25 protein-coding genes and 1 pseudogene are annotated in these 23871 nt (G+C 67.6%); 18 read left to right on the top strand and 8 right to left on the bottom strand.

Translation table 11 applies throughout. The features are described 5' to 3' along the window. Nucleotides 1-35 precede the first annotated feature (35 nt). The gene (locus ACXC9Q_RS06945) at nt 36-1157 is read left to right on the top strand and encodes a CaiB/BaiF CoA transferase family protein (RefSeq protein WP_457055629.1); all 1122 of its coding nucleotides are present in this window, start codon (nt 36-38) and stop codon (nt 1155-1157) included. A 12-nt stretch (nt 1158-1169) separates the two neighbouring features. Further along, nucleotides 1170-2312 (top strand): acyl-CoA dehydrogenase family protein, encoded by a 1143-nt coding sequence (locus tag ACXC9Q_RS06940; RefSeq protein WP_457055628.1) that lies wholly within the window; start codon nt 1170-1172, stop codon nt 2310-2312. 257 nt (nt 2313-2569) lie between these two features. Here ACXC9Q_RS06940 and ACXC9Q_RS06935 read toward each other — a convergent pair whose 3' ends face one another. The 3 genes from ACXC9Q_RS06935 to ACXC9Q_RS06925 form a co-directional block, all read right to left on the bottom strand. Next, nucleotides 2570-3274 carry a GAF and ANTAR domain-containing protein gene (locus ACXC9Q_RS06935; protein ID WP_457055627.1) on the bottom strand — a complete coding sequence of 235 codons (705 nt, stop codon included), beginning with the start codon at nt 3272-3274 and terminating at the stop codon, nt 2570-2572. Between the two features lie 26 nt (nt 3275-3300). Then, nucleotides 3301-3963: an ANTAR domain-containing protein gene (locus tag ACXC9Q_RS06930; protein ID WP_457055626.1), complete on the bottom strand. Its 663-nt coding sequence runs from the start codon at nt 3961-3963 to the stop codon at nt 3301-3303. 240 nt (nt 3964-4203) lie between these two features. Next, nucleotides 4204-4335 carry a hypothetical protein gene (locus ACXC9Q_RS06925; RefSeq protein WP_457055625.1) on the bottom strand — a complete coding sequence of 44 codons (132 nt, stop codon included), beginning with the start codon at nt 4333-4335 and terminating at the stop codon, nt 4204-4206. A gap of 207 nt (nt 4336-4542) precedes the next feature. On the opposite strand from ACXC9Q_RS06925, the gene ACXC9Q_RS06920 reads away from it, so the two are divergent. The 6 genes and pseudogenes from ACXC9Q_RS06920 (at nt 4543) to ACXC9Q_RS06895 (ending at nt 8063) form a co-directional block, all read left to right on the top strand. Next, the gene (locus tag ACXC9Q_RS06920) at nt 4543-5139 is read left to right on the top strand and encodes a sulfite oxidase-like oxidoreductase (protein WP_457055624.1); all 597 of its coding nucleotides are present in this window, start codon (nt 4543-4545) and stop codon (nt 5137-5139) included. Beyond that, nucleotides 5109-5861, top strand: coding sequence for a ferredoxin reductase (locus ACXC9Q_RS06915; RefSeq protein ID WP_457055623.1), 753 nt, complete (start codon nt 5109-5111; stop codon nt 5859-5861). Before ACXC9Q_RS06920 ends, ACXC9Q_RS06915 begins: the two co-directional genes overlap by 31 nt. Continuing rightward, complete coding sequence (locus ACXC9Q_RS06910) at nt 5858-6124, top strand: DUF6510 family protein (protein WP_457055622.1); 267 nt, start codon at nt 5858-5860, stop codon at nt 6122-6124. The genes ACXC9Q_RS06915 and ACXC9Q_RS06910 overlap by 4 nt, the downstream gene beginning before the upstream one ends. A 103-nt stretch (nt 6125-6227) precedes the next feature. Then, a pseudogene (locus ACXC9Q_RS06905) lies at nt 6228-6908 on the top strand (substrate-binding domain-containing protein); the annotation flags it as partial. Between the two features lie 343 nt (nt 6909-7251). Next, nucleotides 7252-7725 carry an ABC transporter permease subunit gene (locus ACXC9Q_RS06900; RefSeq protein ID WP_457055621.1) on the top strand — a complete coding sequence of 158 codons (474 nt, stop codon included), beginning with the start codon at nt 7252-7254 and terminating at the stop codon, nt 7723-7725. 110 nt (nt 7726-7835) lie between these two features. Beyond that, nucleotides 7836-8063: a hypothetical protein gene (locus ACXC9Q_RS06895; protein WP_457055620.1), complete on the top strand. Its 228-nt coding sequence runs from the start codon at nt 7836-7838 to the stop codon at nt 8061-8063. A gap of 23 nt (nt 8064-8086) precedes the next feature. Here the strand turns inward: ACXC9Q_RS06895 and ACXC9Q_RS06890 are convergent, their stop codons facing one another. Continuing rightward, complete coding sequence (locus ACXC9Q_RS06890) at nt 8087-8821, bottom strand: MerR family transcriptional regulator (protein ID WP_329478253.1); 735 nt, start codon at nt 8819-8821, stop codon at nt 8087-8089. 84 nt (nt 8822-8905) lie between these two features. On the opposite strand from ACXC9Q_RS06890, the gene ACXC9Q_RS06885 reads away from it, so the two are divergent. The 8 genes from ACXC9Q_RS06885 to ACXC9Q_RS06850 all read left to right on the top strand — a co-directional run bounded on the left by ACXC9Q_RS06885 (nt 8906) and on the right by ACXC9Q_RS06850 (nt 17650). Beyond that, nucleotides 8906-10126 (top strand): acetyl-CoA C-acetyltransferase, encoded by a 1221-nt coding sequence (locus ACXC9Q_RS06885; protein ID WP_328521330.1) that lies wholly within the window; start codon nt 8906-8908, stop codon nt 10124-10126. Then, nucleotides 10123-12258 (top strand): 3-hydroxyacyl-CoA dehydrogenase NAD-binding domain-containing protein, encoded by a 2136-nt coding sequence (locus ACXC9Q_RS06880; protein ID WP_457055619.1) that lies wholly within the window; start codon nt 10123-10125, stop codon nt 12256-12258. Before ACXC9Q_RS06885 ends, ACXC9Q_RS06880 begins: the two co-directional genes overlap by 4 nt. A 200-nt stretch (nt 12259-12458) precedes the next feature. Continuing rightward, complete coding sequence (locus tag ACXC9Q_RS06875; protein ID WP_457055618.1) at nt 12459-13745, top strand: ABC transporter substrate-binding protein; 1287 nt, start codon at nt 12459-12461, stop codon at nt 13743-13745. Continuing rightward, nucleotides 13742-14707: a carbohydrate ABC transporter permease gene (locus tag ACXC9Q_RS06870; RefSeq protein ID WP_457055617.1), complete on the top strand. Its 966-nt coding sequence runs from the start codon at nt 13742-13744 to the stop codon at nt 14705-14707. The genes ACXC9Q_RS06875 and ACXC9Q_RS06870 overlap by 4 nt, the downstream gene beginning before the upstream one ends. Beyond that, complete coding sequence (locus tag ACXC9Q_RS06865; RefSeq protein WP_457055616.1) at nt 14707-15591, top strand: carbohydrate ABC transporter permease; 885 nt, start codon at nt 14707-14709, stop codon at nt 15589-15591. The genes ACXC9Q_RS06870 and ACXC9Q_RS06865 overlap by 1 nt, the downstream gene beginning before the upstream one ends. A 94-nt stretch (nt 15592-15685) precedes the next feature. Beyond that, nucleotides 15686-16900, top strand: a complete 1215-nt coding sequence (locus ACXC9Q_RS06860) for a M20 metallopeptidase family protein (RefSeq protein WP_457055615.1) — start codon at nt 15686-15688, stop codon at nt 16898-16900. Nucleotides 16901-17140: 240 nt separating this feature from the next. After that, the gene (locus ACXC9Q_RS06855) at nt 17141-17455 is read left to right on the top strand and encodes a GNAT family N-acetyltransferase (protein ID WP_457055614.1); all 315 of its coding nucleotides are present in this window, start codon (nt 17141-17143) and stop codon (nt 17453-17455) included. 3 nt (nt 17456-17458) lie between these two features. Next, nucleotides 17459-17650, top strand: coding sequence for a GNAT family N-acetyltransferase (locus tag ACXC9Q_RS06850; protein ID WP_457055613.1), 192 nt, complete (start codon nt 17459-17461; stop codon nt 17648-17650). 619 nt (nt 17651-18269) lie between these two features. On the opposite strand, the gene ACXC9Q_RS06845 is transcribed toward ACXC9Q_RS06850, so the two are convergent. From ACXC9Q_RS06845 to ACXC9Q_RS06830, 4 genes are all read right to left on the bottom strand, one after another. Continuing rightward, entirely contained in the window at nt 18270-20303 is a 2034-nt protein-coding gene (locus ACXC9Q_RS06845; RefSeq protein WP_457055612.1) for a DUF222 domain-containing protein, read from the bottom strand. Nucleotides 20304-20464: 161 nt separating this feature from the next. Continuing rightward, complete coding sequence (locus ACXC9Q_RS06840; RefSeq protein ID WP_457055611.1) at nt 20465-20821, bottom strand: hypothetical protein; 357 nt, start codon at nt 20819-20821, stop codon at nt 20465-20467. A 79-nt stretch (nt 20822-20900) separates the two neighbouring features. Further along, entirely contained in the window at nt 20901-21797 is an 897-nt protein-coding gene (locus ACXC9Q_RS06835; protein ID WP_457055610.1) for a phosphotransferase, read from the bottom strand. A 442-nt stretch (nt 21798-22239) separates the two neighbouring features. Next, the gene (locus ACXC9Q_RS06830; RefSeq protein WP_457055609.1) at nt 22240-22479 is read right to left on the bottom strand and encodes a hypothetical protein; all 240 of its coding nucleotides are present in this window, start codon (nt 22477-22479) and stop codon (nt 22240-22242) included. A gap of 184 nt (nt 22480-22663) precedes the next feature. Between ACXC9Q_RS06830 and ACXC9Q_RS06825 the strand changes: the two genes are divergently transcribed. Both ACXC9Q_RS06825 and ACXC9Q_RS06820 read left to right on the top strand, forming a co-directional pair. Next, entirely contained in the window at nt 22664-22816 is a 153-nt protein-coding gene (locus ACXC9Q_RS06825) for a hypothetical protein (protein ID WP_457055608.1), read from the top strand. A gap of 114 nt (nt 22817-22930) precedes the next feature. After that, nucleotides 22931-23803, top strand: a complete 873-nt coding sequence (locus tag ACXC9Q_RS06820; protein WP_457055607.1) for an SDR family NAD(P)-dependent oxidoreductase — start codon at nt 22931-22933, stop codon at nt 23801-23803. Nucleotides 23804-23871 lie beyond the last annotated feature (68 nt).

Here is a 23871-nt window from a genome sequence, read left to right as displayed (position 1 = left end):
ACGACTGTGACAGTGGTACTGTCACAATGGCGGGCATGGGTCCACTCGAGGGCGTGAAGGTGGTCGAGCTGGCCGGCCTCGGTCCGGCGCCGTTCGCGTGCATGATGCTCGCCGAGCTCGGCGCCGACGTGCTCCGGATCGACCGCCCAGGTGGCGGCATCTCCTTCGGCCCGCCGGAGCTCGATCTGGTCAACCGCGGCCGCCGCAGCGCCGCCCTGGACCTCAAGAACCCCGCGGCGATCGACGTCGTACGGCGCCTTGCCGCCCAAGCCGACGTACTCGTCGAAGGGTTCCGGCCAGGGGTTGCCGAGCGGCTCGGGGTCGGACCGGACGACTGTCATGCGATCAACCCGCGGCTCGTCTACGGCCGGATGACGGGCTGGGGTCAGGACGGTCCACTCGCGCAGACGGCCGGGCACGACATCGACTACCTCGCGTTGTCCGGCGCGCTGCACCTGATCGGCCGGGCCGGCGGTCCGCCGCAGGTCCCGGCCAACCTGCTCGGCGACTTCGCCGGCGGCTCGCTCTACCTGGTGATCGGCCTACTCGCGGCCCTGCACGACGCCCAGCGCAGTGGGCGCGGTCAGGTGGTCGACGCCGCGATCGTCGATGGTTCGGCCCACCTGACCACGATGCTGCTGGGCGCACTCGCGGCCGGGACGTGGCGGCAGGAGCGCGGGACGAACCTGCTCGACACGGGCGCGCCGTTCTACGACGTGTACGAGACCGCGGACGGCAAGCACGTCGCGGTCGGCGCGCTGGAGCCGCAGTTCTATGCCGAGCTGATCGAGAAGCTCGGCATCACCGCCCCGGATCGCAACGACCCGGCGCACTGGCCCGACCTCCGGAAGGTGCTGACGGAGACCTTCCGACAACGCACCCAGGCCGAGTGGACCGCGGTGTTCGACGGCTCGGACGCCTGTGTCACGCCCGTCCTCCCGCTCGCCGCCGACCATCCGCATCTCGTTGCCCGAGGCACCTTTGTGGACCACGACGGCGTCCGCCAGGCCGCGCCGGCACCTCGCTTCGACCGTACGCCGACCAGCCTCGGCCGACCGCCCGCGCGACCCGGGCAACACACCCGTGAAGCCCTCACCGACTGGGGCATCGCCGATGTCGACGACCTGCTCGAAACCGGCGCCGCAATCCAGAACTGAGAGGAACCGCCCGTGGAACGACAGCTGTTCGATGCCGATCACAACGCCTTCCGGGAGACCGTGCGGGCCTTCTGCGACAAGGAGATCGTGCCGCACCACGACAGCTGGGAGGCGGCCGGCATCGTGCCGCGCGAGCTGTGGGCGGCGGCCGGTCGGGCCGGCCTGCTCGGCTTCATGATGCCCGAGGAGTACGGCGGTGGTGGGGTCCGCGACTTCCGGTTCAACACCGTGCTGATCGAGGAACTGACCCGGGCGCGCGCGAGTGGGGTCGGCTTCACGATCCACACCGACATCAACTCGGCGTACCTGCTCGACTATGCGACCGACGAGCAGAAGGCGCGCTGGTTGCCCGCGTTCTGCGCCGGGGAGACGATCACCGCGATCGCGATGACCGAGCCCGGCGCCGGCAGCGACCTGCAGGGCATCCAGACCACGGCCCGGCGCGATGGTGATCACTACGTGCTGAACGGCCAGAAGACGTTCATCTCCAACGGCATTCTCGCGGACTTCGTCATCGTCGTCGCGAAGACCGATCCGGCGGCCGGTGCGCAGGGCATCTCGCTGCTGGTGGTCGAGCGGGGGATGCCCGGCTTCGAGCGCGGTCGCAATCTGGACAAGATCGGGCTCAAGGCGCAGGACACGGCCGAGCTGTTCTTCGACAACGTCCGGGTCCCGGTCGGGAACTTGCTCGGTGCGGAGGGCAACGGTTTCAGCTACCTGATGGAGAAGCTGCCGCAGGAGCGTCTGACCATCGCCGTCGTCGCGGCCGCGGCCTGCGAGAACGTCCTCGCGGACACGCTGCGCTATGTGAAGGACCGCAAGGCCTTCGGCCGCCCGATCGGCTCGTTCCAGAACAGCCGCTTCGTCCTGGCCGAGCTGGCCACCGAGACCCAGATCGGCCGGGTCTTCGTCGACCGCTGCATCCAGGAGCTGAACGCCGGCACGCTGACCGTGGCCGAGGCTGCGATGGCGAAATGGTGGACCACCGAGCTCCAGCAGCGGGTCGTCGATCGTTGCCTCCAACTCCATGGTGGCTACGGCTACATGACCGAGTACCCCATCGCCAAGGCCTACCTCGACACTCGCATCCAGACCATCTACGGCGGCACCACCGAAATCATGAAGGAAATCATCGGCCGCACGATGGGCGTGTAGACGACGGCCACCTGCCGATGAGGAGCCGGCAGGTAGTCCGCCGTGGGCGCGCCCCCTGCGACGGGGGCCGCGCCTGATCCATCAACCGTGCGGTGAAACGCGTCCGATGCTGATAGACACAGCGCCGCGCCAACCCCTCCCAGGGGCGCGACACAACCGGCGCCAGGGTCTGGGGCGTACCTGAACAGGCTGCCTCAGCGTAGCCACCAAACCGGCACAGCGCCAGATGCATCGGTTTGGTGGGGAGTCGGAAGTATCTACTCGGGTTCGGCGGACTGGAGCCGAGGCATCGTGAGGCGGCCCTGCACGACGTCCTCGGCGACATCCGTCAACCGGCGGTTGTTGGCGCGGGCGTAGGCCCGCATCATGGCGAACGCCTCGTCGACGTCGACGGACAGGCTGTGGGTCAGGAACCCCTTGGCCTGCTCGATCAGGATCCGGCTGTTGAGGGCCGTCTGCAGTTGCTCGGTGACGATCTCCTGGCGGGCCAGGGCGCGCTGGTGCACGATGCCGATGGTGGCAGCGTCGGCCAACGCCTGCCCGAGGGTGATCGTGTCCGCGTCCAGTGTCCCGGTGGACGTGCTGAACAGATTCACTGCGCCCAGGACGGTGTCGCGCAGCCGCATAGGCATCGCCTGCACCGACAGATACCCGGCGCCGACGGCCGCCTTGGTAAAGCGGGGCCACGTGCTGCTGGCGTCCCGCAGATCGGCGTGCTGGACCGGACGGCCGGTGGTGAACGCGTCCAGGCACGGGCCTTCGAGATTCTGCAACTGGGTCAGCTCGACCAGGCGTGCCTGTTCGCTGGATGCCGCGACGAGATTCAGTACGCCGTGATGGTCGGCGAGCAGGATGCCGCAGGCCGAGACCCCCAGCAACTCGCTGCACCGGGCCGCGAGGCGGTCCAGGAATTCGATGATGTCGAAATCGTCCACGAGGGTGTCCGACAGTTCGATGAACACTTCCCGCACTCTACGGTCAGAGGCGCTCATGAGTCCTCCTCCTCTTCCGTCTCGGCATGTCCAGGGCCTGGCTCGGCGCCGTTCTGGTCGTTCTCCAGGCGGAGACGGCCGGCCATGACTTCGGTGGCGACCTGCTGCAGCGACCGGCCGCTGCTGTAGGCATGTGCGCGCAGGCGCGCGAACGCGTCGGTGACGCTGATGCTCTGCTGGGCCGCGATCCGTCCGGCGGCTTGGTGCACCTCGGCACGACGAGCGGTGAAGGCGACCTCGATCATCTCGTCCAGGTCGGCGCTGAGGCCACGACGATGGTCCAGGGTGAGGACGAACACGGCGTCGGCGAACACCAGTGCGTCGGCCAGTTGATCGGATCGCAGCGGCCCGGCCTGTCGCCGGTAGACACTCAGCACGCCGACCTTCGCGGCTCCGGCGCCGACGGGAAAAGCGAAGGTTCCCCGCACGCCCCGCTGGGCACCCGCCGCCGCGAACGCCGGCCACCGCCGGCCGGCGGCGATGCCGGCCAGGTCCGACTCCAGCACCGGCGCGTCGGCGCGGATCGCGTCGCGGCCGGGACCTTCGCCGAGGGCGAACTGCAGTTCCTCGAGTTCGCCGGACTCGGGATCGCTGGCGAGCAGCGGTTCCAGGACCCCGCCGTCACTGGTGATGGCCAACCCGGCACCGATGGCCGACAAGACCTCAGCGCAGGCGGTCACCGCATGCAACAACGTCGGGGATGCGCCATTACCGTCGGCAACGGCTCTGATCGTCCCCCACACTCTGGCACTGCGGTCGTGATCCACCCATTCCGTCCACACTCGAACCGCCCCCGGCCGGATGGTCCACTCTAGCGAGAGGATCGCCGAAGCGCTGTTCATCGCGACGCGCGCCACCAACTGTCTGTCAGGATCGCCCAATATCCGGTCCCGCGATCCTCACTCCTCCGCCACCGGCTCCTCGGTCGGCGGCACCTCGACCTCAGGCTCCGGCGCAGTCCGCTCGTCCGGTCGTCTCGGCGCGGTCCGCTCGCTCACGCCAGCCGGGCGTAGGCCGTACCACTCGCTCATCAGGGCACCTCCCGGACTTGTGGCGACGCGCGAGGCTACCGAAGTCCGGGGCAGCGTCACAGGGTTGAGATTCTAGTCCGATGTGCGGCCCGGCGCGCTGTGCTCGGGCGGGTCTCTGCCGCCGCGCGAGGAAATACGTCGCCGGAGTGGTGGGAGTTCCAGGAGTGCCGTGATTGACTGCCTTCAAGGACGTTGAGGGAGGACGCCATGGGCATCGTGTCGCCTGGCTTCACTGGTCGTCGGCGGGGTGGGTCGGAGCTGCCGCCGGGGCAGTACCTGACGCGGGACTTCCCGGTGCTGTCGGCTGGACCGACGCCGCACATCCAGACCGAGCACTGGGAGTTCACGGTCACCACCGAGACCGGGGAGAAGTACCGGTGGGACTGGGCCGCGCTGCTCGCGTTGCCGGCCGAGGAGATCACCAAGGACATCCACTGCGTGACCCGGTGGTCGAAGCTGCAGACGGACTGGAAGGGCGTTTCGCTCGACACCCTGCTCGCGGATGTCGAGACCGGCGCGGACTTCGCCCTCGCGACCAGTTACGGCGGGTACACGACGAACGTGCCGATGGACGACCTGCTCGACGGTCAGGCCTGGATCGCCTACGAGTACGACGGTGAGCCGCTGGACCCCGAGCACGGTGGACCGGCCCGCCTGCTCGTGCCGCACCTGTACTTCTGGAAGAGCGCGAAGTGGGTGCGCGGCCTGGTGCTGTCCGACACCGAGGACCTCGGCTTCTGGGAGACGGCCGGCTACCACGAGTACGGAGACCCATGGAAAGAACAGCGATACGCCGGCGACTGACCTGGCAGGTGGCCACGGTCGCCGAGGTACGACGTGAGACCGCGACCGCACGGACGCTGGTGCTCGACGTACCGGAGTGGCCCGGGCACCTCGCCGGGCAGCACCTGGACGTCCGGCTGACCGCACCGGACGGCTACCGCGCCTCCCGCTCGTACTCGATCGCCTCGGCCTGGACCGGTGACAAGATCGAGCTGACCGTCGAGCAGGTGCCCGACGGCGAGGTGTCGCCGTACCTGGTCGACGTGGTGAAGGTCGGCGACCCGCTGGAGATCCGCGGTCCGGTCGGCGGCTGGTTCGTCTGGAAGCCCGAGCAGGACGGTCCGGTCCAGCTGATCGGCGGCGGATCGGGCATCGTCCCGCTGCGCGCGATGATGCGCGCCCACGCCGCCGCGGACAGTACGACGCAGTTCCGGCTGCTCTATTCGGTACGCCGGCCTGCCTCGGTGATCTACGTGGCCGACCTGAAGGAGTTGGCCGCGTCGGACGATGTCGACGTACGACTCGTCTACACGCGCGAGGCGCCGGCGGGGGAGCCACGGGTCGGGCGGATCGACGCCGAGTTGATCGAGGGGCTGGCATTCCGGCCGGAGGACGCGGCGACGACGTACGTGTGCGGGCCGACACCGTTCGTGGAGGCGGTGGCGGACCTGCTGGTCGAGGCCGGGCACGACCCGGCCCGGGTGAGAACAGAGCGGTTCGGACCGACAGGAGACCAGCGATGACTGAGCCCACTTATCTCGACGGCAACGCCGCGGCCGGTGCGTTGAGTGAGGTGTTCGCCATGGACGTGACAGCGGCGATCACCCGGTGCGACGGCTGTGGGCAGACCGCGGTGTTCGCCGAGTCCCGCCTGTACGTCGACGCCCCCGGGCTGGTCGCCCGCTGCCCAAGCTGCGACGCCGTACTGCTTCGCGTGGTCTCCACGCCCAACGACACCTATCTCGACCTCCGCGGTCTGACCTACCTCCGCGTCCCGAGTTCGTAACCGGCTCCAACCCGACGAAACCCCCAGCCAGGTGGCCGGGGGTTTCTTTGCGTGTCGGGATCTTGACAGCGCGCACAGTTCGGACGCGAAGATCGCCTTCCTGATGCCCGACATCGCCTCGACCCGGTACGAACTGTTCGACGCGCCGTTGTTCACCGCGAAGATGAAGGAGCTCTGCGGCGGATGCACGGTGCTGTACCAGAACGCCGCCGCCGACCCGGCCAAGCAACAGCAGCAGGCGAACTCGATGCTCGCCCAGGGCGTGAAGGCGATCGTGATCGACCCGGTCGACTCCGCCGCGGCCGCGTCCATCGTCCAGGCCGCGCAGGGCCAGGGCGTGCCGGTGATCGCCTACGACCGGCCGATCCCGGCGAAGAAGGCCGACTACTACATCTCGTTCGACAACGAGAAGATCGGCCGGATGATCGCCCAGTCACTGGTCGACGACCTGAAGACGACCAAGGCGACCGGCGGCATCCTGCAGGTCAACGGCTCGCCGACCGACGCCGCGGCCGGCTTGATCAAGAAGGGCATCCACAGCGCGGTCGATCCCAGTGGCTACAAACTGCTGGCCGAGTTCGACACCCCGGGCTGGGCGCCGCCGAAGGCGCAGGAATGGGTGGGCGGCCAGATCACCCGGTTCCCGAACCAGATCGCCGGCGTGGTCGCCGCGAACGACGGGACCGGTGGCGCCTCCATCGCCGCGTTCAAGGCGGCCGGCACCAAGACCGTCCCGCCGGTGACCGGCAACGACGCCGAGCTCGCCGCGCTGCAACGGGTGATCTCCGGCGATCAGTACAACACCATCTCCAAGCCGATCGAGATCGTCGCCGACGCGGCCGCCATCGTTTGCCCAGGGCAACAAACCGGCCGGCAAGACGACCCTGTTCGACACCCCGTCCGAGCTGTTCACGCCGACAGTGGTGACCCGGGAGAACATCGCCGAGATCCTGAAGGAGCCCGGGTTCGCGGTGAAGATCGCCGACGTCTGTACGGCGGAGTACAAGGCGGCCTGCACGGAGCTGGGCCTGAGCTGATGGCGACGCTGCAGCTCACCGGCATCAGCAAGAGCTTCGGCGCCGTGGCGGCTCTGACTGACGTCGAGCTCAACGCGGGGGATCGGTTGGATGTTCGTGCTGTTCGTCGTCCTCGCGCTGGTGCTGCACTACGCGCTGACATCGACCAAGTGGGGCAAGGCGGTCTATGCGGTCGGTGGCAACGTCGAGGCGGCGCGCCGGGCCGGCGTCAATGTGCGGCTCGTCTGCGCGTCCGTCCTCGCGATCTGTACGACGCTCGCCGCCTTCGGTGGAGTGCTGGGCGCGGCGAGGCTGGCCGCGGCCAACCAGGCGAGTGGCGGCGGTGACGTCAACCTTAATGCGATCGCAGCCGCCGTCATCGGTGGCACCAGCTTGTTCGGCGGCCGGGGTACGGCGTTCGCCGCCGTGCTGGGCGTACTCGTCATCCAGTCGATCTCGAGCGGACTGACGTTGCTCAGCCTCGACTCGTCGTACCGCTTCTTCGTCACCGGAGTCGTGCTGCTCCTGGCGGTCGGCGTCGACTCACTGGCCCGCCGCAGCCGCACGATGCACGGACGTGCATGAGCGGACGCGGCCTGGTGTCGCGGGGGATACCGGCAGTATGGTGCGAACGTACGTGTGCCCTGGACCCAGGCGCTGAATGTGCCATTTCTTGGCGAGGGTTGGGGGCCGCGATGACGTCGCAGTATCTGGAGCGCCTGGCGCGTTCGGACCCGTTGGACGCGTGGAAACCCGGGGAACTGACGGAGGCGCTGGCCACCGTCGAGAATCTTGTCGCCCTCAGCAGGCAGCCGGCCGGCGAGCCGAGGGTTCTCAATCTCCGGCTGGCGATCTACCGGCGCCGGTTGCGCTACGAGCTGGCCCAGCGAGCCGACCGCGACGAAGATGCCGGCGAGCCCTGACGGCGGAACGATGGCGCGGTCTATCAGCGGCGCTGTTTGTTTTGAGTGCGGCGGATGGTGTCGCGCTGGGTCTCGCCGACGGCGCGTTCGTAGGCGAGCACGAGGCCCTGGATCGTGACCGGCTTGAACCGCTCCACCAGGTGCTGGATGTGCTCGGGCGGTCCACCCGAGTCCCGGTAGTGCGGCCAGACCTTGCTCCGGAACACCTCGGTGAGTTCCTCGGCGATCGCCCGGCCGTGCTCGGTGAAGATCCGCCCCGCGTCCTGCACCGCCTCGACCGGTAGGTCCAGGTCGAGCAACTCGACCCCGAGGCTCAGGTGGGCGGTCGCGACCTGGAAGACGTCCTCGTCGGGCGTCGGTTCGACCACGCCGAGCGCGACCAGCATCTCGATGTCGTCGTCGGACAGTTCGCGTCCGGTACGCCGTACCAGTGCGGCGCGATCGAGGGTCTCGGGCAGGTCCCGCATCCACGGCGTCAGCAGCGTGCGGTGCAGCGCGATGTCCTGCGGAGTCGCGTCGGTGGGGATGCGCTCCAGGTAGCCCTCGATCGCGGACAGGGTGAACCCGTGAGCCTGCAGCTCACGCACCAGGTCGAGCCGGGCGATGTGTTCCGGCCCGTAATACCCGACGCGCCCACGCCGGATCGGCGGTGGGATCAGCCCGCGCCCGGCGTAGAACCGCAACGTCCGTACCGTCATTCCGACCCGCGCCGACAGCTCATCGACGGTGAGGGTCGCATCCCCCGCGACTTCCGACATGGCGCAGATCATAACGACCCTCCTTGACCATCGTGACAGCATAACTGTCACAATCGGAGGGACTTCTCGACCGACGGGATCATCATGAGTAACGAAGCCTTCCTGTACGACGCGATCCGCACGCCCCGCGGCAAGGGCAAACCGACCGGCGCGCTGTACGAGGTCAAGCCGATCCAGCTGATCACCGGACTCCTGCACGAACTGCGGAACCGCCATCCCGACCTGGATCCAGACGTCATCGACGACGTCGTCCTGGGTGTCGTGACGCCGATCGGCGACCAGGGCATGGACATCGCCCGGACCGCGGTCCTCGCCGCGGGCTATCCGGAGACGACCGGCGGCGTGCAGTTGAACCGGTTCTGCGCCTCCGGCCTGGAAGCCGTGAACCAGGCGGCCCAGCGGGTTCGTTCGGGCTGGGAGGACTTCATCCTCGCGGGCGGCGTCGAGTCCATGTCGCGGGTCCCGATGGCCTCCGACGGCGGCGCCTGGGCGATGGACCCGGAGACGGCGCTGCAGACCAACTTCATCCCGCAGGGCATCAGCGCCGACCTGATCGCGACCCTCGACGGCTTCTCCCGCACCGACGTCGACACCTACGCCGCCGAGTCGCACGCACGCGCCGCGAAGGCCTGGGCCAACGGGTACTTCGCCCGCTCCGTGGTACCGGTGAACGACCGCAACGGTCTGCAGATCCTCGACCATGACCAGCTCGTCCGGCCGGGTACGACTGTCGAGACGCTGGCCGGGCTGCCCGCGTCGTTCGCGGCGATCGGGGAGCACGGCGGGTTCGACGCGGTCGCGCTGGAGAAGTACCTGACCGTCGAGCGGATCGAGCACGTCCATCACGCGGGCAACTCGTCCGGGATCGTCGACGGTGCCGCCCTGGTTGCTATCGGCAACGAGAAGGCCGGCGAGGCGCTCGGCCGGGCACCCCGCGGCCGGGTGGTCGCGGCCGCGGTGAGCGGCGCGGACCCGACCATCATGCTGACCGGACCGGCACCGGCCGCCCGGAAGGCGCTGGCCAAGGCCGGGCTCGAGGCCGGCGACATCGACCTGTTCGAGATGAACGAGGCGTTCGCGGCCGCCGTCCTGCATTTCATGGCCGATCTCGGCGTACCGCACGAGAAGGTGAACGTGAACGGCGGCGCGATCGCGCTCGGGCACCCGCTCGGCGCGACCGGCGCGATGCTGATCGGAACCCTGCTGGACGAACTGGAGCGGCGCGAGCTCCGGTACGGACTGGCCACCCTGTGCGTCGGCGGCGGGATGGGCGTCGCGACGATCATCGAGAGGCTTGCGGCATGATCTCCTGGGACCTCGACGAGGGTGTCGTCACGCTGACGATGGACGACCCCGGCGCGTCGGCGAACACGATGAACGAGACGTACCTCGCGGCGATGGGCTCGGTGGTCGAGCGCCTGCAGGCCGAGAAGGACTCCCTGCGCGGTGTCGTGATCACCAGTGCGAAGTCCACCTTCTTCGCCGGTGGCAACCTCCAGATGCTGTCGCAGATCCAGCCCTCGCAGGCTGCTGAGGTGTTCGAGACGGTCGAGGAAGTGAAGCGGCAGCTCCGGGTACTGGAGACGCTGGGCGTCCCGGTCGTTGCCGCGATCAATGGATCCGCTCTGGGCGGCGGTCTCGAGATCGCGCTCGCGTGCCACCACCGGATCGTTGCCGACGACAACCGGATCGAGATCGGCGTACCGGAGGTGACGCTCGGTCTCCTGCCCGGCGGGGGCGGGGTGACCCGCACGGTCCGGATGCTCGGCCCGCAGGACGCGCTGATGAAGGTCCTGCTGCAGGGTCAGCGGATGAAGCCCGCGCACGCTGTGAGCGTCGGCATCGTCGACGAGGTGGTGCCGGCCGACGAGTTGCTCGACGCGGCGCGCCGGTGGATCTCGTCGTACGACGGGGACGCGAGGCAGCCGTGGGATCGGGACGGCTACAAGATCCCCGGCGGTACGCCGGCCTCGCCGAAGCTGGCCGCGTTCCTGCCGGCGTTCCCGGCGAACCTGCGCAAGCAGTTGAAGGGCGCGCCGTACCCGGCGCCGCGGGCGATCATGAGCGCGGCGGTCGAGGGCAGCCAGGTCGACTTCGCCACCGCGTCGCGGATCGAGTCGCGGTACTTCGTCTCGCTGGCGACCGGGCAGATCGCGAAGAACATGATCCAGGCGTTCTTCTTCGACCTGCAGGCGATCAACGCCGGCGCTTCGCGGCCGGGCGGCGTACCTCGCTACTCCGCCCGGAAGGTCGGCGTCCTCGGAGCCGGGATGATGGGCGCGGGGATCGCCTACGTGTGCGCGAAGGTGGGCATCGAGGTCGTACTCAAGGACGTCTCGCTCGACGCGGCTTCGAAGGGCAAGTCGTACTCCGAGAAGCTGCTCGCGAAGCAGGTGCAGAAGGGCCGCCTTTCCGCTGCCGACGTGGAGGCCTTCCTCAGCCGGATCACGCCGACGGCGGATCCGAACGACCTGGCCGGCTGCGACCTGGTGATCGAGGCGGTGTTCGAGAGCGAGGAGCTCAAGCAGAAGGTGTTCGCCGAGATCGCCGGTGTGGTCGAGCCGGATGCGCTGCTCTGCTCGAACACCTCGACCCTGCCGATCACCTCGCTCGCCGACGGCATCGACCGGCCGGACGACTTCGTCGGCATGCACTTCTTCTCGCCGGTCGACCGGATGCCGCTGGTCGAACTGATCGTGGGGGAGAAGACCTCGGACCGCACGATCGCCAAGGCGTACGACGTGGTCCGGCAGCTCAAGAAGACGCCGATCGTGGTCAACGACAGCCGGGGCTTCTTCACCTCGCGCGTGTTCGGCACGTTGGTGATGGAAGGCGCGGCGATGGTCGCCGAAGGCATCGATCCGGTGACGATCGAGCGTGCCGCGACCCAGGCGGGCTTCCCGGCGCCGCCGCTGGCGATGCTGGACGAGGTCACGCTGACGCTCCCGCAGAAGATCCGCGACGCGGCCAAGGCGGCGGGCGACAGCGCAGGCGCGTTCGACGACCACCCGGGGATGGCGGTGACGGATCGGCTCGTGAACGAGTTCGACCGCCGCGGGAAGGCTGCCGGTGCGGGGTTCTACGACTATCCGGCCGACGGGCCGAAACGCCTGTGGCCAGGACTGTGGGAGCACTTCGCGCATGACGCCGAGGTGCCACTGATCGATCTGCAGGAGCGGATGATCTTCGCGATGTCGCTCGAGACGGTCAAATGCCTCGACGAAGGAGTACTACGCTCCGTCGCCGACGCGAATATCGGCTCGATTTTCGGAATCGGTTTTCCGCCGCTGCACGGGGGCGCGTTGCAGTACGTCAACGCCTACGGATTGAAGGCTTTCGTGGAGCGGTCCCATGCACTGGCAGCGTCGTACGGCCGTCGTTTCGAGCCGCCGGCGTTGCTGCTGCGCAAGGCGGCGGCCGGCGAGATCTTCGGCTGATCACGGAGCGGTATCAACTCAAGCAAACTCCACAGAATCGAACAAAGAACAGCGCGCCCGGTCTTGCGCCGGGCGCGCTTTTGCGTCATGGTGCTGCCACTTCTACAACGATTGACTTGACGGCGCCGGTATCTTCGGGCCGAAGTCTGAACACCTGGCGCCGTACCCCTGCGGCGTTGCTCCCCGGGAAGGTGGAATTCATGCCTGCTCATGTTCCGAACGCCGGTCTGACCCGGCGGGACCTGCTCAAGCGGACCGGTGGTCTGGCCGCCCTCGCCGCGTTCACCGCGGCCTGCGGAGGCAATACCGGCCGGCCCGCCTCGTCAGGCGCCAGTGGAGGCGGAGCGAAGGTCAATCTGGCCCAGTGGTACCACCAATACGGCGAAGCCGGCACCCAGCAGGCGGCGGCGAAGTACGCCAAGGCTTACACCGACGCGAACGTCGCCGTGCAGTGGACGCCGGGTGACTACGGCGCCAAGCTCTCCTCCGGTCTGCTGTCCAGCAAGGGCCCGGACGTGTTCGAGAGCCAGCTCAACATCGGCATGGTGAAGAGCAACCAGGTCGTGCCGCTGGACGACATCATGGCCGACGTGAAGGACGACTTCCTGCCCGGCGACCTGGCCACCAACACGGTCGACGGCAAGATCTACGGCATCCGGATGATCATCGACCCGCAGGTCATCTACTACCGCAAGTCACTGCTGGACAAGGCCGGCATCAAGCCGCCGGAGACGATCGATGACCTGATCGCCGCCTCGAAGGAACTGACCACGAACAAGGTGAAGGGCATGTTCGTCGGCAACGACGGCGGCAACGCCATGGGCGGGCCGGCACTGTGGTCCTCGGGCGGTTCTTACCTGACCGACGACAACAAGCCCGGCTTCACCGACCCGCGCGCGGCCCAGGCCTTCGGGAAGCTGCACGAGTTGTATGCGAGCAAGAGCATCCTGCTCGGCGCTCCGACGGACTGGTGGGATCCGAGCGCGATCAACCAGGGCCTGGTCGCGATGCAGTGGATCGGCATGTGGGCGGTGCCCGGGATGCAGAAGGCATTGGGTGACGACATCGGCGTGATCCCGTTCCCGAAGCTCGACGCGCAGAGCAAGCCGGCCGTGTACTCCGGCGGCTGGACCCAGTTCGTGTCCGCGAAGAGCGCGAACATCGACGCGGCGAAGAAGTACGTGAAGTGGCTGTGGCTCGACAAGGCGGACTTCCAGGAGGACTGGTCGCTGAACTACGGCTTCCACATCCCGCCGCGGAAGAGCCTCGCCGCCAAGGCGTCGAAGCTGCAGAGCGGCGTCGCGGCCGACACGGTCAAGCTGAACGAGGACTACGGGCACACCGACAACCCGGCCTGGACTCCGAAGATGGGTACGGCGTTCGGTGACATGCTCACCAACATCATCAAGAAGGGAGCCGACCCCGCCGCCGAGATCAGCAAAGCCGAGAAGACCGTCAACGCCGAGCTGTCCCGGTTGTTCGGATGAGCGCTCCCGTCAAGACTGCCCAGGCCGTGGACCCCGCCATCGCTGGTGAGCCGCGGGGCTCACGGCGGCGGCAGAAGGGGATCGCCGGGAACACCTTGTGGTTCTGGGTGTTCGTAGGCCCGTTCGTGCTCGGGCTGCTGATCTTCTCCTACCTGCCGATCATCTGGAGCCTGATCCTCAGCTTCTTCGAGGCCTACAACACGGTCACGCCGTCGAAGTTCGTCGGGCTGCAGAACTACATCGACATGCTCACCGACCACAACTTCTTGTCGAGCCTCGGCACGTTCACGATCTTCGCGGTGTTCATCGTGCCGCTGACGTTCGTGCTGGCGCTGGCGCTGGCGTTGCTGGTCAACCAGGTGAAGATCGCGCGGGCGTTCTTCCGGTCGGTGTTCTTCCTGCCGACCGCGTGCTCGTACGTGGTCGCGTCGCTGATCTGGCGGTTGTCGATCTTCAACGGGGTCCGGTTCGGGCTGGCGAACACGATCCTGGGCTGGTTCGGCGTCGACGGGATCGCGTGGCTGTCGACGGTCGATCCGCCGTGGTACTGGCTTCCGATCGTCACCGTGCGGCTGTGGCTGCAGCTCGGGTTCTACATGATCCTGTTCATCGCCGGACTGCAACGGATCTCGCCGACGCTGTACGAGGCGGCGTACGTCGATGGGGCGAAGCCCGGGTGGCAGGTGTTCCGGTACATCACGTTGCCGCAGCTGCGGGCGACGTCGGTCGCCGTACTGATCCTCAATCTGATCGCGGCGTACCAAGCGTTCGACGAGTTCTACAACCTGATCGGCAACGTGAACTACGCGCGGCCGCCGCTGGTCTACCTGTACGGGATCTCGTTGGGCACGATCCAGGATCTCGGCCACGGCTCCGCCGGCGCGCTCATCCTGGCGGTCATCATCATGATCGTGACACTGCTGCAGAGCCGGATCTTCGGCTTCGGAAAGGCAGGTGACTGATGGCTGTCGCCGAGCGTACGACGGGCACACCCCAGCCGATCGGCTTCAGCCGGAGCGCTCTCGGCCGGGTCGGGACGGTGCTGCGGTGGATCGCGTTGTTCATCGCGGTGGTGCTGTTCCTGCTGCCGTTCTACCTGATCCTGCGCAACGCGCTGTCCACCGAGGCCGACATCACCGCGCCTTCGTGGACGTTGTTCCCCGCGCATCTGCAGTGGAGCAACATCAGCGAGCTGTTCAACGACACCCAGGTGCCGATGGCGCGAGCGCTGTACAACTCGGCCGTCGTCGGTGTGCTCGGGACCGGCGGACAGTTGCTGTTGGCATCGATGGCGGGGTATGGGCTGGCGCGCATCCCGTACCGGCACGCGGACAAGATCTTCTACGCGATCGTCGCGACACTGATGATCCCGGCCGCGGTGACGTTCATCCCGAGCTTCATCGTGGTGTCGTCGCTCGGATGGGTCTCGTCGTTGCGTGGTCTGATCATTCCGACGTTGTTCAGCGGATTCGCGGCGTTCTTGTTCCGTCAGTATTTCCTGGGCTTCCCGAAGGAACTGGAGGAGGCGGCCCGGGTTGACGGTGCCGGCTATTTCGGTGTCTTCTGGCGGATCGTCGTACCGAACTCCCTGCCGTTCTTCGCCGCCCTCGCCGCGATCACCTTCATCGCCAACTGGAACTCGTTCCTGTGGCCGCTGGTGATCGGCCAGGACTCGTCCTCGTGGACGGTCCAGGTGGCGATGTCGACCTTCGTCACCGCCCAAACCATCAACATCCACGAACTGTTCATGGCGGTAGCGGTCTCGATCCTGCCGCTGATCCTGATCTTCGCCTTCCTCCAGCGCTACCTGATCCAAGGCGTAACCCAATCCGGCATCAAAGACTGAACGTCTGGAACGCTCCGGCGGGGAGTCCACCAGGCTCCCCGCCGGCCCGCCAACCGGGGCTGGTGCTGGAGGAGCGATGGCCTAATCTACGGTGGTGCAGTCTGAGAGCATCATCAGTCTGATCGACCAAGTTGTCCCGTCGCTTGACCGCGACCTGATTGAGGTGCGCCGGGCGATCCACCGGCACCCAGAACTGGCCGGCGGCGAGGTGAGAACGGCGGCGCTCGTAGCTGACCACTTGCGAGCGGCTGGGCTGGAGGTCTCGACCGGAGTCGGCGGGCATGGTGTGGTCGGCATCCTTGACTGCGCTGAGCCGGGAGCGACGATCGGGTACCGCGCGGACATGGACGCGGTGGCCATGGACGAAGCCTTCGATTCTGAGTTCAGGTCACAGGTCGACGGAGCAGGGCACCTGTGCGGGCACGACATCCACACGGCCATCGGAATCGGCGTCGCGCGAACCCTGGCCCGGGTGCGGGACCAATTGAGCGGGCGGGTCGTGTTCTACTTCCAGCCGGCCGAAGAAGCCCTCACCGGCGCGAAGGCGATGCTCGATGCCCGCGTCCTCGAACTGGCCGAGCCGGAAGAGATCTATGCACTGCATTGCGCGCACATCCCCGTCGGCACCTTCGCGGTGATGCCGGGCGGCGGACTGCCGGGGCACGACAGCTTCGACCTGGAACTCGCTGGGCCGGGCGCGGCAGACAAGGCGGAAGAGATCGCCGCTCGGATCGCCTCCTGGTCCACGGTCAGGCCGCCGGCTACGCCACAGCAACATGAACAGTTACTCGCTGACCTGCAAGTGGAAGACGGCCCGCTGGCTCGCTTCGTCTTCGCCGGCGCGTGGATCAGCAGCGACGAGACCCGCACACAGGTGAACACGCATGGCTGGATCAAAGCATGGCCTGACGACTCGTACCCCGGAATCCGGGAACAGGTGACAGAACTCGTGCACGACGTGTGCGGCCCCGCGGGGCTGGACCACCTGACTTTCCGGGAGGCGCCGTTCCCCGCCATGATCTGTCCAGTGGATCTCAGTGAGTCGGCAGCGCAGTACTTTCGTGGGACGTTCGGAGCCGACGCGGCGACGATGCTGCATGCACCGTTTCCTTTCAATGGTGAGGATTTCGCCTACTTCCTCAACAGGGTTCGCGGGGCGATGTTCTTCGTCGGCGTGGCGAACCCGGCGGAGGGACTGAGCGGCATCGTGCACACCCCGACTTTCGCCGCCGACGAACGTGCAATCGCACTGGGAGTACGCGCGATGGCAGGCTGGCTCGCAAACCGCCTGTTCGCGCTGGACGATTAGGCCCATCGCAACGAACCCGACCGTCGGCCCGACCAGCTCGGCACCTCCGCGCGCCCAGTCTCAGCCGCCGAGATCGCGCTGCCCCCCGCAGTGTTGGTCGTACGGAACAGCCTGTCTGGGGAAAGGGGACGACGTTGCCCGAGCCATCAGGAACCGGTGATCCGTTCGGTGGGCGGCAGGCGACGAGTGCGGCATTAGGTATCTCAGGGTGGCAGACAGTGTCGGGGGGCGGCTGCTACGTTGCCGACGTACCGGATAAGGCGGGAGGGCGCGGCTGCGGCCGACGTGGTGTTGCGGGAACTCGAGGATGGTGACCTCGATGGGCTGTTCGAGCAGATGCGGGACGCGGAGTCGGTCAGGATGGCTGCCTTCGTCTCCGGGGATCCCAACGACCGCGAGGCGTTCGATGCTCAAACGGCGCGGGTGAGGGCGACTCCTGGCACCAGGAATCGCGCGATCACCCGGGACGGGCTTCTCGTCGGGAGCATTGCCAGCTTCGTCATCGAGGGCGACACCGAGATCACCTACTGGATCGATCGTTCGGTGTGGGGGTAGGGAGTGGCGAGCACCGCACTGACGCTCTTCCTTCAGGAGCAGCAGATCCGGCCTCTGCATGCTCGAGCGGCCAGCGACAACGCCGGATCCTTGAGGGTCCTGCAGAAAGCAGGATTCCACGTCACCGGCACCGAGGTCTCCTACGCGAACGCGCGAGGTGCCGAGATCGAAGAAACCATCCTCGGCTTCGACTAGAACTCGCGGCCCGGGTTGACCTCGGGAGCACTGGTGGTGGGGCCGGGCAGTGCAAGGTGCTCGGCTTGGGACAGGAACTCGTTGGTCGGTACACGCTATTTCGGCTCTTCTGCTCGATGTGTGAGTGGCCGGCCTGCATGTCCTCGTCGGCGGGCGGACCCGGGGCCGGTGACTTGAGACAGCCCCTGGTGTGCGGGGGTCAGAACTGCCAGGTCGCCGCCCCCGTCTGGTCGAGGCTGTCGGCCAGCGGCGCCCGGCCCCCGGTCGTCCAGGCCCGACCCCCGGACAGGTAGTGGGGGCCTCGGACACGGCACGGCCTGTCCGAGGCGCCCAGGCGGTGTCCCATCCCCGCGGACCGGTAACGGTCCCACCACCGGCAAGACGAACGCCCGGCCAGTCACCGCACTTGCCCGCCGGTGCCGGCTCGTCGGGTGCGGACGTTGGCAGCCCGGACGTGTGGACGGTGGTGTGCGGGAGTGCGGACGGTGGGATCGGTTCGCTCCTCGGGAACGAACTCCAGGCCGATTCCGAGTAGATCGGCCGATGCCGCCGCTCCCAATCCCGGCGCGGTGGTTGGTTCAGTCCCAGGTGGCTGAATGCAAGGCCTACCCGGGTCTCATCAGAACGGCGGGCGATCGTCGGCCGGTGCGCGCTGCCGTGTGGTGGTGGATTCGTGGGTGCTGCTTACGGCGTGAGCGTCTGTGTAGGTGGTGGGAGAGTCGTGGGCTTCGGCTGGCTGGAGCATGGGGCCGCGGACGGGTGGCACGGTGGTGTAGCGGTGGCCGGTGGGGGTGGTCAATGTGATCGAGCCGTCGGGGTGGCTGGTGGTGGTCCAGCCCCAGGCGGGGGTGTCTTTGATGACGTGGTGGTACTCGCAGTAGGGCGCTAGGCCGGTGAGGCTGGTGGTGCGGTTGCGGGCGAACGGGGTGAGGTGGTCGCGGTCGCAGTCGCGGGAGGTGCGGTTGCAGCCGGGCCAGGCGCAGACGGGGTGGCGGGCGAGCAGGGTTTCGGTGACGAGGGCGCCGGGATCGTGGCGGGTGGTGGAGGCTTCGACGACGGCGCCGTTGACGGGGTCGGTCAGGAGTCGCCGCCAGGTGCCGTCGGCGGCGATGCGGCGGGCCATATCGGCGGTGATCGGGCCGTAGCCGGTGAGTTCGGCGGGGTCGTCGTCGAGGCCGAGCAGGGTGGAGGCCGCGACGACGACCTCGATGTGGGGGCGGCGGCGGTGCTGGTCGGGTAGGCGCCGGCCGAGCCAGTCCAGGCCGTTGTGGAGGATGTGCTCGAACAGGTCCGCGGCCACGTCGGCGCGGCGCTGCGCGGCGGTCCGGGCATCCTTCAGCACACCATCAGCCGAGCCGGCGGTGGTGCTGACCGTGGCGCTGCTGTCGTCGGTCGCACGGTTCGGCCTGGCATCCGTGGACGCCATCGCGTCCGGTGCCACGGTGCCCGGTGGCACGAAGTCGGGTGGCACGGAGTCGGGTGGCACGGTGTCCGGTGGCGCGGTGCCCGCGGTGGTTGCTGCGGTGTCCGAGCGGTCCGTGGTGGCGTGCGGGTTCGCCGGGGCCGTCGCGGCGCCGACGCAGGGTCGGTTGCTGTCGTTCGGCGAGCAGCCGGGGTCTGGGGTGGTGCCGTGGTCTGGGGTGGTGTCGGTGTTGGCCGAGATGGTGGTGCTGGACCCGGGGGCAGGTTCGGCGGTGGTGGGGGTATCGCGCTTGGCGAGGGCGGCCATCGCTTGGATGGCGACCCAGATCTGCTGGATCTTGTCGGAGGTGTGAACGATCCATAGGCCGGCCATGCCGTCGGCCAGCGGGACGATCTTGCAGGTGCGCTCGGCGACGGCGGCGCGGTGGCTGTCGGCGGCTTCACGAGTGGTGTGTTTGGCTACTTGGCGGCGCAGCGACTCCTGCAGGTTCTTGTGGGTCTGTGCGGCGGCGCGTTTCAGGACGTGCGCCTCGACCGCCTGCGCCTCGCGGTCGGGCAGTTTGCTGGTGGCCTCGGAGATCGCCAGGGCCTTGCCCCAGGTGAGCGCCCCGCATTTCAGCGCCGCGTGCGTTGCCGACAGGGTCGAGGTGAGCCGCAGGGCGGTGTCGACCCGGCGACCGACGGTATTGGGCGACAGCCCGAGCGCCAACGCGATCTCGCCGTACCAGGAACGTTCCGGATCGATCGGGCGGCCCGTCGCATCGAGCTGGGTCGGACGAGGCGACTCGCGGTGCTCGGCTTGGCGCTGCCGGTAGAACGATGCCATCGCGGCCGCCTCGATGGACGCCGCCCAGCTGGACAGGCGCTTCGCGGCCTTCATCAACTCGATCAGCGCCATCGGCGACATCGCCTGCGGCCGCGTCGACTCCAGCGCGGTCGCCAGCCCACCGCCGGGCGGCAACAACACCCAGGCAGGAGCCTCGCGGCGCAGCATCTCGCGCTCCGCCTCGTCTTGGTCGACGCCGTCCCACAACTCCCACTCCAGCGTGTCCACCCGGGAGAATCTGTTCCGGCCCAGGAGTACGTCGAGCTCGGCGTCCCACTCGTCTTGCTCACTGACGAAACGCGGACCACCCAGGTCATCGGGGATCTCGAAGGCGGCGCCACCCGAAGACAGCGCATCGGACTGCGCATCGGCCGGATCGCTGGCCGGGAAGTCGATGGCTCTCATGGATCTATATTAGAACAAATGTTCGATCAGATCAAAGTGACTCTCTCGCCGTCACTGTGTGATGTCTCAGGACATCGGTGACGGTTCTGTCTCAGGACATCGGTGACGGTTCTGTATCAGGACATCGGTGACACTGGGTGTCTCAGGACATCGGTGACGATTCAGGGGTCTTGGCGTGGGCCGCGGGGGCGGCCGTTGCCGACGTAGGTCACTCCGGGCGCGGGTCTGGTGTGCTCGATGAGGATCTCGCCTTCGAGGTCGGCGACGGTGATCTTGTCGCCGGCGGTGATGACGAGGACCTGCTGGAAGCCTCGTCGCCCGTCGACCATGTACTGGACCTTGTTCAGGATGAAGACGGCGTTGCTGGTCAGCTTCTTGACGACGGTGTCGTCGGGCAGGTCTGTGGGTAGGGGCGCCGGGGTGGGTCGGGGCCGGCTGGCGGGACGGCGCATCAGGTCACGGGTGGGGCGAGGTGCCTCGGTCTTCGCGGTGGCCTGCCAGGCGGTCAGATTCTGCACCGGCCCGGGTGCGTCCGGCCCGCCGATTCTTCGCGATCGGTGGCCAGAACGCGGACTCGGATGATCCAGAATTGTTCGGCTAGCGCGGGGCGGTGCCGTCGGGCGACGGAAGCCCCAGCGATGACGCTGCCCACGACAGGTCGATCGCGATCAGCCGGATCATCACCGGGACCAGCCAGTCCGGCAGGGAATCGTGGTGAACGCGATAGGCGAGCGTGGCGGCACCGGCGGCGGCCCAGGGTGCGCCGTCGGGCATGACGTCGTAGGGAAGGGCGCCGCCTTCCAGGTGCAGGGTCGGGAGCAATCCGGCCAGATCGTGGTCGGCGCTGCCGCGTGAGGTATGGCTCCAGTCGACGAAAACCACCCGGTCGCCGTCGATGCAGATATTGTCGCTGCGAATATCCCCGTGCACCAGGCTCATTCCGTCCTCGTCGCAGCGGGATTCGGCGGCGATGAGCTGCGGTGCGGCGTTGTCGAGCCACTTCTCCGAGCACAGCTGCAATTCGAGGAAGGCCGTTCGGTCCGGGCCGCACAGTAGGCCGGGCCAGCGAGCGCGCGTTCGCGGTGTGGGTGAGAAAACGTTCGGTGCCTCGATATGTGAAAGATTGGCGACAGCGGTGAGTAGGAGATCGATATCGCCGGGGCGCCAATTCACGCCCTGATGGCTGGCCGGCCAGTGAGCCCGGCTGAGATCTTCAGTGACGAGAATCGGGCGGCCGGGCTCGTCGAGCCACGCGATGATCGTTGGCGCGAACCGCTCGGGAACGTGCTGCAGGGAAAGGTGTTCGGTGCGGAGCCAGCGCTCGGTATCGTCGTCGGTGGCGGCTTTGACGAAGACGCGCGTGCCGTCGGCCAATCCGACTGAGTGCCGGATCGCCCCCGACCAACCGGTATCGGGGACGGCCCACGTCGTGGTCGGCCGGCCCAGTGCCTGTTCGACCCGGCGTCGGATCTCGGCATCGGGTTCGTCCGGCATCAGTTCCTCTCCCAGGGTTCACGCATCTACGTCGTCGCAGATTGGATTGTGGCAGAGAAAGTGTGGCTGCACGCCCTTTCCGCGTTTGGTTGGCTGGGACTTGTCGAGAGGCCCGCCTGGCCCACAACTGCCGCGACGTAGAGGCAACTGGCTGGCGGAAGTGGCGAGGGTGGCGACGGTGGCGACCCCCATGCTCTAGCCCTGCCCGTGGCCCGGTTCAGCTAGAGCATTGGTGCATCCCCCGTGCATCCTTGGCGGTGGTCAGCCGAGGCCGCGGAGCGGGCGCGGGCGTCCATAACCGGACCCGGTCATTTCAGACTCACCTAAGAGGCTACGTGGGATTCCCAAGCTGAGAATGCGAGTTCGATTCCCGTTCATCCGCTCCAAGGCTCCGCAGGGTCAGGTGATGGCATGAGTCGACCATGCGATGGTGTGAGCGTGGCTACCCATCCGCTATGGCGGCCATACTCCTCGTCGGCCAACGCCGTCCGCCAAGCCAATCGAGTGCAGCCCGGACCCCGATCGCCTGCCGCCTGACCTCATCGGCCAGCTTCGAGGGCTCGACTTCGGCCGCCGCGACCTCGGCTCCAACGCCGCCGCGGGCACCGTCGGTCAGGCTACGCCGCCGGATCTCGTAGAACGTCCTGCGCGAGATGCCGTGCTCGGCACAGAAGGTCGTCACCGCCCCACGCGGCGCATCAGACGGCCACTGCGTGATCGCGAGACGGACACGGGGATCAACAGACTCGTTCTTCGGCACCGGCGCAGTCCACCTGCCCCGGGCATCACCGACCCCGCCGACTCACCGAAGTGTCACCAGCCGCCACATTCAGGGTGACCCTTTGCTGGCAGCAGGATTACCGCCTGTGGGTCGGTCGGTTGAGCTCGACGAACTGGTTGAGCATTGGACGCTGTTGGATGACGAGCGGGTCTTGCTGTCGGGCAACGGTGGCGCGGGTCTGCTCGGGTTCGCGCTGCTGCTGAAGTTCTACACCCGTGAAGGCCGGTTGCTCGGGTGAGTTCGTCATGACGATGACGCTAGAGACTGGAGCGCGCTCAAACGCAAGCCTCGATGACTGGAGTCTGCTGTTCGGTTTGCGTTGGAGTGCGCTCCAACCTCTAGCGTCGCGGCTATGAACACAACACAAGACAGCACGACCTGGATCATCACGGGCGCTAGCTCGGGCCTCGGATTGGCGCTGGCCGAGGCCGCCCTGAACGCCGGAGAGCGGGTCGTCGGTACCGCGCGCCATGTCGAAAGGTTCGACGCGCTCAAGGCTCGGTACGGGGATCAGCTTCTGGCGATCGAACACGACGTACGGAACACGTCCACGGCCGCCGAGGTCGTACAGCGCGCGCTGGACGCGTTCGGGCGGGTCGACGTACTGGTCAACAACGCCGGTGCCGGGCAGGTCGGCGCCGCAGAGGAAGTCACGGACGCCGAGCTGCGAGACATGCTCGACCAGCACCTGTTCGGCCCCGCCGCCTACGTCCGAGCGGTCCTCCCGCACATGCGGCAGAACCGTTCGGGGGCGATCGTGCAGATGAGCAGCCAGGGAGGACGGATGTCGTTCCCCGCCGTCGGCAGCTACTCAGCCGGCAAGTTCGCCCTCGAAGGCTGGTCCGAAGCCCTCTCGGGCGAGGTCAAACCGTTCGGCATCCGCGTGCTGATCGTCGAACCCAGCCGCTTCCGCACCGGATTCAACGCCTCCGACGTACTCAACACCGCAGAGCAGGACGCAACGTACGACGAGGTCATCGGCTCAGTGCGCGCCAACATCGCCGAAGCCGACGGCCTCCAGGAAGGTGACCCGGGCCGGGCTGCACTCGCGATCCGCGACATGCTCGGCACCCCCGATGCGCCACTGCGGTTGCCGCTCGGGGCCGAAGCCGTCCGCAACCTCACCCGCGTCTACCAACGCGACCTCGACGACGTCCGCAAGTGGGCCGCCGTCAGCGAAGCAGCCGACTTCCCCGGCCTGCCCCCGGCCGCGCGCGCCTTCTGACCATCCAACGTCACCGAAGTCCTGATACAGAACCGTCACCGAAGTCCCGAGACATCACACTCTCTCAT

The organism is Kribbella sp. CWNU-51 (genome assembly GCF_054073265.1).
This window is presented reverse-complemented; position numbering and strand designations above follow the sequence as displayed.

What these genes read in the sequence shown, in the direction of transcription:
- ACXC9Q_RS06900 (WP_457055621.1), top strand. Translation starts at nt 7,252, where the DNA reads ATGTTCGTGCTGTTCGTCGTCCTCGCGCTGGTGCTGCACTACGCGCTG.
- ACXC9Q_RS06925 (WP_457055625.1), bottom strand. Translation starts at nt 4,335, where the DNA reads ATGAGCGAGTGGTACGGCCTACGCCCGGCTGGCGTGAGCGAGCGGACC.
- ACXC9Q_RS06945 (WP_457055629.1), top strand. Translation starts at nt 36, where the DNA reads ATGGGTCCACTCGAGGGCGTGAAGGTGGTCGAGCTGGCCGGCCTCGGT.
- ACXC9Q_RS06915 (WP_457055623.1), top strand. Translation starts at nt 5,109, where the DNA reads ATGGAAAGAACAGCGATACGCCGGCGACTGACCTGGCAGGTGGCCACG.
- ACXC9Q_RS06920 (WP_457055624.1), top strand. Translation starts at nt 4,543, where the DNA reads ATGGGCATCGTGTCGCCTGGCTTCACTGGTCGTCGGCGGGGTGGGTCG.
- ACXC9Q_RS06845 (WP_457055612.1), bottom strand. Translation starts at nt 20,303, where the DNA reads ATGAGAGCCATCGACTTCCCGGCCAGCGATCCGGCCGATGCGCAGTCC.
- ACXC9Q_RS06890 (WP_329478253.1), bottom strand. Translation starts at nt 8,821, where the DNA reads ATGTCGGAAGTCGCGGGGGATGCGACCCTCACCGTCGATGAGCTGTCG.
- ACXC9Q_RS06835 (WP_457055610.1), bottom strand. Translation starts at nt 21,797, where the DNA reads ATGCCGGACGAACCCGATGCCGAGATCCGACGCCGGGTCGAACAGGCA.
- ACXC9Q_RS06910 (WP_457055622.1), top strand. Translation starts at nt 5,858, where the DNA reads ATGACTGAGCCCACTTATCTCGACGGCAACGCCGCGGCCGGTGCGTTG.
- ACXC9Q_RS06820 (WP_457055607.1), top strand. Translation starts at nt 22,931, where the DNA reads ATGAACACAACACAAGACAGCACGACCTGGATCATCACGGGCGCTAGC.
- ACXC9Q_RS06895 (WP_457055620.1), top strand. Translation starts at nt 7,836, where the DNA reads ATGACGTCGCAGTATCTGGAGCGCCTGGCGCGTTCGGACCCGTTGGAC.
- ACXC9Q_RS06870 (WP_457055617.1), top strand. Translation starts at nt 13,742, where the DNA reads ATGAGCGCTCCCGTCAAGACTGCCCAGGCCGTGGACCCCGCCATCGCT.
- ACXC9Q_RS06865 (WP_457055616.1), top strand. Translation starts at nt 14,707, where the DNA reads ATGGCTGTCGCCGAGCGTACGACGGGCACACCCCAGCCGATCGGCTTC.
- ACXC9Q_RS06880 (WP_457055619.1), top strand. Translation starts at nt 10,123, where the DNA reads ATGATCTCCTGGGACCTCGACGAGGGTGTCGTCACGCTGACGATGGAC.
- ACXC9Q_RS06875 (WP_457055618.1), top strand. Translation starts at nt 12,459, where the DNA reads ATGCCTGCTCATGTTCCGAACGCCGGTCTGACCCGGCGGGACCTGCTC.
- ACXC9Q_RS06885 (WP_328521330.1), top strand. Translation starts at nt 8,906, where the DNA reads ATGAGTAACGAAGCCTTCCTGTACGACGCGATCCGCACGCCCCGCGGC.